Genomic DNA, 6,223 nt, shown 5'->3' with positions numbered 1-6,223 from the left:
GCGGCCGCCAGGGAAAGGTCGGCATGGAGCTTCGGCCAGTCGGCCTGCGGGATGAAGTGGTCGGCGGGCAGCACCGCCATGACCGACTCGGGGTCCTTGGCGCGCAGGTGGACGGCCGCCAGGGCGATGGCGGCCAGGGTGTTTTTTGCGGCGGGCTCGACCAAGACCTGGCTGTCCGGCATCTCCTTCAACTGCGCGGCCGCGGCGGCCGCATGGATCTCCCCGCAGACCACCCAAAGGCGTTCGGGAGGCGCGAGGGCGAGGATGCGGTCGGCGCTCTGCTGCAGGAGGCTGCGCTCCCCGCCCAAGGCGAGGAATTGCTTCGGCTGCCGCTGCGTGGAGAGCGGCCACAGGCGCGTGCCGCTCCCGCCCGCCAGCAGCACGGCCGCGAGGCGGGGCTTCGCGGGAGGGCTCACGGCTCCTCCCTCTCGATGCCGAACTTGCGAATCTTGCGGTAGAGGGTGGCCTGGCCGACTTTCAGCCGGCGCGCCGCCTCGAGGACATTGCCTTCGCACTTTTTCAGCGCGCTCTCGATGGCCTGCTTCTCGATCTGCTCGAGGGTGTGGACCTCCTTCTCGGAGGCGAGCGATTGGGCCGACTGGTCCCGTGACCAGCCGATGGCGCGGTCGACGGTTTGTAGGTGGTTGGGCAAATGTTTCACCTTGACCTGGCTGTCGTTGCTCAAGACGACCAGCCGCTCGATGGTGTTCTCGAGCTCGCGGACGTTGCCGGGCCAGCCGTAGTTGATCAGCACCTCCATGGCCTCGGGGTGGAAATCGAGAAAGATCTTGTCGTTGCGCAGGCTGTAGATGTTGAGGAAGTGCCGCGCCAGCAGAGGGATATCCTCGCGCCGCTCGCGCAGGGGCGGCAGCCAAAGCGGGACGACGTTGAGCCGGTAGTAGAGGTCCTCGCGGAAGCGCCCCTCCTCCACTTCCTTTTGGAGGTCGCGGTTGGTCGCGGCCACGACGCGCACGTCGACTTGCACCTTCTCGCTGCCCCCGACCCGCTGGAAGCTGCGCTCCTGCAGGACGCGAAGGATCTTGACTTGCAGCGAGGGGTCCATCTCGGAGATCTCGTCGAGGAAGATCGTCCCGCCGTTGGCGCGCTCGAAGCTGCCGATGTAGCGGCGGTCGGCGCCGGTGTAAGCGCCCCGCTCGTGGCCGAACAACTCGTTCTCGAGCAGCTCGCGCGGGATGGCGCCGCAATTGAGGTCGATGAACTTGTGCTTGGGCCGCCCGCTCATCACGTGGATGGCTTTGGCGACCAGCTCCTTGCCGGTGCCGGACTCGCCCTGGATCAGGACCGTCGCGTTGCTCTTGGCCACGGTCGAGATCATCTTGAAATTGTCCTGCATCTTGGCGCTTTGGCCCACGATCCCGAGGAAATCGCCCTTCCCCGCCGCCTTGCGCTCAACTTGGAAGACCTTGCGCGCCAGGTGGTACATCTGGCTCGCGCGTTTGAGCGAGGCCTCGAGCTGGTCCATGGCCGCGGGCAGCACCATGAAGTCGGTGGCTCCGGCTCGCATAAAGGCCACGGCGGTCGCGACATCGGAGTTTTCGGTGAGGACGAAGACTGGCAGGTGCTCGTCGATGGAACGGATTTCCTGGATCAGGCTCAGGTGGTCCACCCCGGGGGTGAGGGCCAGGTTGAAGAGGACGACCTCCGGCGGACCGGCGCTGATCGCGGGGAAGATTTCCTCCTTCGTGACGACCCGCAGGGCGAAACCGCGCTTGGCCAGCTCTTCGAAGAGCAAGGGGCTGAATTGGTTCTTTTCGTCGAAGACGAAGGTCGGAATCGCCGTCATGGGGGCCTATCCCTTCTTGAATTCCCGGATGTCGATCTCGTACTTCCGGATGATCTTCTTGAAATTGCTCCGATCCATGCCCGCCCGGTCGCTCGCCATCGAGATGTTCCCCCCGGACTGCTTGAGGAGGTGCTGCAAATAGGACTTGTTGAACAGCGACAAAGCCCGGAGCTTGGCCTCTTTATAGGGAAATCGCGTCAAGTCAACCTCTTCTTGATCCCGCAGGAAGAAGGTGCTGGCCAGGATGGAGGCGGGTAGATCTTTGGCGCGGATGACGTCGCCGCCCAGCAGCACGCAGCAACGCTCCAGAACGTTCTCCAGCTCGCGGACGTTGCCCACCCAGGGGTAGGACTGCAGGGCCTGCATGGCGTCGACAGAGATCTCCCGGATCGACTTGCCCAAGCGCTCCTTGAACTTGTCGAGGAAGTGGTAGGCCAGCAGCGGAATGTCTTCCTTGCGATCGCGCAGCGGCGGGAGACGGACGCCGATGACGTGCAGTCGGTAATAAAGGTCCTCGCGAAAGGCTCCCTCCTCGATGCGGGCCTTGAGGTCGCGGTTGGTGGCCGCGATGATGCGCACGTCGGTGCGCCGGACCTCGCCGTCGCCGACCCGCTTGTACTCGCCCTCCTGCAGGACGCGCAGCAGCTTGACCTGGAAGGCGGGGCCGACCTCGCCGATCTCGTCCAAGAAGAGCGTACCGCCGTTGGCCTCCTCGAAGAGCCCGCGCTTGTCGGCGATGGCCCCGGTGAAGGCGCCCTTGACGTGGCCGAAAAGCTCGCTCTCCAGCAGGCCCTCCGGAATCGCGGCGCAGTTAATGACGAGGAAAGGCCGCTTGGCCCGCTTCGAGGTGCGATGGATGGCCTTCGCGACCATCTCCTTGCCGGTGCCGGACTCGCCTTCGATGAGCACCGAGGCCGCCGAGCCCTTGATCGAGTCGATCAGGTGGTAGATCTCCTGCATGGGCTTGGAGCGCCCGATGATCCCCTGATAACCCTCCAGGGGCTCCTCGGCGCGCTGGAGTTCATGGATCTTGCGGACCAGCCGGTGCTTCTCGATCGCGTTGCGCAAGGTGGAGACGACCTTGTCCATGTCGGCGAAGGGCTTGGAAAGGTAGTCGAAGGCTCCCTGCTTGAGGGCCTGCACCGCCTGCTCGACGCTGCCCATGCCGGTGACGATGACCACCTCGACCGCGGGCTTGGTCGACTTGATGAACTCGAGGACCTGGAAGCCGGAATAGGAAGGCAGGTGGATGTCGAGGACGACACATTCGACGTCGTTTTTCGCGAGGAAGTCGATCGCCTCGATGCCGTTGCGCACCGTCGCGTGGGTCCAACGCTCCTTGCGCGCCACTCGCTCGAAGAGCTTGAGGATGACTTCTTCGTCGTCGACGATGAGTAAGGAGGTGCTTTTCACGTGCATGTCCTGCGGTTCGCCCCTACGAAAGAATGACCTTTTCCAACTGTCGGCGCTTGATCTTCTCGACCAGGGTCGTCCGGTTCAGCTTCAGCAAGGTCGCCGCCTTGTTCTTGTTCCAGGCCGTCTTCTCGAGGGCCCTTAGGATCAGCTCGTTTTCGAAGTCGTTGACCACGTTTTTAAAACTGATCCCGTTGTCCGGAATGTTGACGCTGGTGAAGATCTTCCCCCCGCCCTGCAGGAACTTCTCGGGCAGATCCTTGATCGAGATGACCTGTTCGGGCTTGAGGATCACCAGGCGCTCGATCGCATTCTCGAGCTCGCGCACGTTGCCCGGCCAGGCGTAATTGCTGAGCATCTGCATGCATTCGGGCGTCACCTGCGGCGCCTTCTTGCCGTTTTCCTTGGCGAAGCGCTGCAGGAAGTGCTCGATCAACATCGGAATGTCGCCCTTGCGCTCGCGCAAGGGCGGAATCCGGATCGGGATGACGTTGAGCCGGTAGAAGAGATCCTCCCGGAAGGTCCTCTCCTTGACCGCCCGCTCGAGGTTTTTGTTGGTGGCGGCGATGATGCGCACGTCGACCTCGACGCTGCGGCCCGAGCCGACCGGCTCGAAGCGCCGTTCCTGAAGGACCCGCAGCAGCTTGACCTGTAGCTTGGGGCTCATGTCGCCGATTTCGTCCAGGAAGAGCGTCCCGCCGTCGGCCATCTCGAAGCGCCCCGTGCGCGAGACGACCGCGCCGGTGAAGGCCCCCTTGACGTGGCCGAAGAGCTCGCTTTCCAGCAGGTCCTCGGGGATCGCGGCGCAGTTGACCGGCACCAGCGGCCGCTGGCTGCGGCGGCTGTTGTAGTGGATGGCCTTGGCGACCAGCTCCTTGCCGGTGCCGGACTCGCCCAACAGCAGGACGGTCGAGTCGGTGTCGGCCACCTTCGCGACCAGCTCGAAAATCGACTTCATGCCGTCGGAGACGCCGACGATGTTCTCCAAGCCGTATTTCAGGTTGAGCTGTTTCTTGAGCAGCCGGTTCTCTTCCCGGGTGCGTTGGTGCTCAAGGGCCTTTTGCACGAGGTTGAGGAGGTCGTCGAATTGGAAGGGCTTGGTGACATAGTGGAAAGCCCCGGCCTTGATCGCCTGGATCGCGGTATCGATGCTGCCGAAACCCGTCAGGATCATGCAGGCGGTCTGCGGGCTCACCTTCTGGAGGTACTGCACCAGCTCGATGCCGTCCCTATCGCCGAGCTTGAGATCGATCAGGGCCAGATCGATGCGGCCGCTCTCGAGGACCTTGGCCGCCTTGTCGAAGGTGTCGGCCAGCGTGACCTCGAATCCCTTCTCGGTGAGAAAACGCTCCAAGGCGCGAAGCACCGCGATTTCGTCGTCGACGACGAGGATTTGCGATTTCATCCCTTGTCTCCTTTGGGCACGCGGATCCGGAACACGCTGCCCTCGTTCACCCGGCTCGACACCTCGATCTGGCCGCCGTGCTCGCGGATGATGTTGTAGCAGATCGGCAGACCCAGTCCCGACCCGCCGCGCTGTCGCTTGGTCGTGAAGTAGGGATCGAAGATGTTCTTCAAATTTTCCTCGCTGATCCCCTCGCCGTCGTCCTCGACCTCGATCACGACCGACTTGTCGTCCTCGTGCGCCGACACGCGCACCGAGCCGCCCGGCTTGAGGGCCTGGAAGGCGTTGGTCAGGATGTTGGTGAAGACCTGCTCGAACTTGCTGGGACAGACCTCGACCGGGGTGAGCGGTTTCAAGGCCAGGTCGAGGCGGTAGTCCTGATCTTGGTATTGCACCTTCAGGTTGGGCAGGACTCGTTCGATCAAGACGCCGAGGTCGACGGGGCTTTTCTCGGCTCGCCCGGAGGGCCGCGACATTTCGAGCAGGTCCTCGAGGATCTTCTTGCAGCGCAGGGCGCTGCTCTCGATCTCCTTCAGGTCCTGGTAGAGCTGCGATTCCGGGGCCAAGCCCTGCATGGCCAACTGGGCGAAGGCCAAAACGCCCGCAAGGGGGTTGTTGATGTCGTGGGCGATGCCGCTGGCGAAGAGGCCTAGGGCGGCCATCTTCTCGCTTTGCAAGAGCTGGGCCTCGAGCTTTCGGATGGCGCTGACGTCCTGGTACTGGACGACCGCCAGACTCCCGCCCTTCCCGTCGTAGTCGCGGATCGGGAAGGAGCCGACCACGAAGGCGCGCTGGTCGCTGTAGGGCGTGAGCCGTTCGCGCCTCGGGCGTCCGCTGGCGAGACTCTCGCGCATCGGACAGCCGGAACATGGCGCCTTTTCTTTGGCGAAGATTTCGAAGCAGGGTTTGCCGATGAGCTCGCGGACCTTCAGGCCGGCGGAATCGGCGGCCGCCAAATTGGCGCGGACGATGCGGTAGTCGCGGGTGACGACCAGGACGGGGTCGAGGATGGCATCGAAGGTCGCCTCCCAGGCCCGCTTGCCCTCGGAGACGACCGCGAAGAGGTTTTTGAGCTCTTCGAGGTTCTCGGATTGTTCGGGCGGTGAGGCCCCTTCTTTCACATGCATGCTGCCTGCCCTCGACCTTGGAAAGGGGTTAAAGAATACCAGGGTGTCAGTAATCTGTCACTTTTATTCTCATTTTAATAGTCAGAAAATTTCATAAATGAAATTAGATTCTTAGACCCAAAGCGTCAAAAATCCCCCAGCGAATTTCTCGGGAATAAGCGGCGCGGGCTTTCCCGTTGACAGAAAATCCCGAGCCCATTAGGGTCCGAACGCCTTGAAGACACCAAGCACATACCAAGCCGCCGGCGTCAGCATCGACGCGGGCAACGCCTTCGTCGAGGCGATCAAGCCCTTGCTTAAAAAGACCAAGCGGCCCGAGGTGCTCACGCCTATCGGCGGCTTCGCGGGCCTGTTCAGCATCAACAAGCTGAAATACGACGAGCCCGTCCTGGTCTCCTCGACCGACGGCGTCGGCACCAAGCTCAAGCTCGCCAAGGACTTGCAGTCCTTCCGCGGCATCGGCATCGACTTGGT

At 62.9% G+C, this 6,223-nt stretch carries 6 protein-coding genes; 1 reads left to right on the top strand and 5 read right to left on the bottom strand.

The features are described 5' to 3' along the window. The 5 genes from FBR05_14370 to FBR05_14350 all read right to left on the bottom strand — a co-directional run. Positions 1 to 515, bottom strand: a 515-nt coding sequence (locus tag FBR05_14370; GenBank protein ID MDL1873362.1) for a hypothetical protein, incomplete at its 3' end; no start/stop codon positions are given. Then, positions 413 to 1,804, bottom strand: coding sequence for a sigma-54-dependent Fis family transcriptional regulator (locus tag FBR05_14365; GenBank protein ID MDL1873361.1), 1,392 nt, complete (start codon positions 1,802 to 1,804; stop codon positions 413 to 415). The genes FBR05_14370 and FBR05_14365, both read right to left, overlap by 103 nt. Positions 1,805 to 1,810: 6 nt before the next feature. Continuing rightward, on the bottom strand, positions 1,811 to 3,223 hold the full coding sequence (locus FBR05_14360; GenBank protein ID MDL1873360.1) for a sigma-54-dependent Fis family transcriptional regulator: 1,413 nt from the start codon (positions 3,221 to 3,223) through the stop codon (positions 1,811 to 1,813). Between the two features lie 16 nt (positions 3,224 to 3,239). Further along, entirely contained in the window at positions 3,240 to 4,622 is a 1,383-nt protein-coding gene (locus tag FBR05_14355) for a sigma-54-dependent Fis family transcriptional regulator (GenBank protein MDL1873359.1), read from the bottom strand. Continuing rightward, positions 4,619 to 5,749, bottom strand: a complete 1,131-nt coding sequence (locus tag FBR05_14350) for a PAS domain-containing protein (protein MDL1873358.1) — start codon at positions 5,747 to 5,749, stop codon at positions 4,619 to 4,621. Before FBR05_14350 ends, FBR05_14355 begins: the two co-directional genes overlap by 4 nt. A gap of 214 nt (positions 5,750 to 5,963) precedes the next feature. On the opposite strand from FBR05_14350, the gene FBR05_14345 reads away from it, so the two are divergent. Next, on the top strand, positions 5,964 to 6,223 hold a 260-nt coding region (locus FBR05_14345; GenBank protein MDL1873357.1), incomplete at its 3' end, for a phosphoribosylformylglycinamidine cyclo-ligase.

The organism is Deltaproteobacteria bacterium PRO3, assembly GCA_030263375.1.
Classification (GTDB): domain Bacteria; phylum UBA10199; class UBA10199; order DSSB01; family DSSB01; genus DSSB01.
This window is presented reverse-complemented; position numbering and strand designations above follow the sequence as displayed.

Excerpts from the sequence above, each read along its gene's own strand:
- FBR05_14360 (MDL1873360.1), bottom strand. The coding sequence starts at position 3,223 with ATGCACGTGAAAAGCACCTCCTTACTCATCGTCGACGACGAAGAAGTC.
- FBR05_14365 (MDL1873361.1), bottom strand. The coding sequence starts at position 1,804 with ATGACGGCGATTCCGACCTTCGTCTTCGACGAAAAGAACCAATTCAGC.
- FBR05_14350 (MDL1873358.1), bottom strand. The coding sequence starts at position 5,749 with ATGCATGTGAAAGAAGGGGCCTCACCGCCCGAACAATCCGAGAACCTC.
- FBR05_14355 (MDL1873359.1), bottom strand. The coding sequence starts at position 4,622 with ATGAAATCGCAAATCCTCGTCGTCGACGACGAAATCGCGGTGCTTCGC.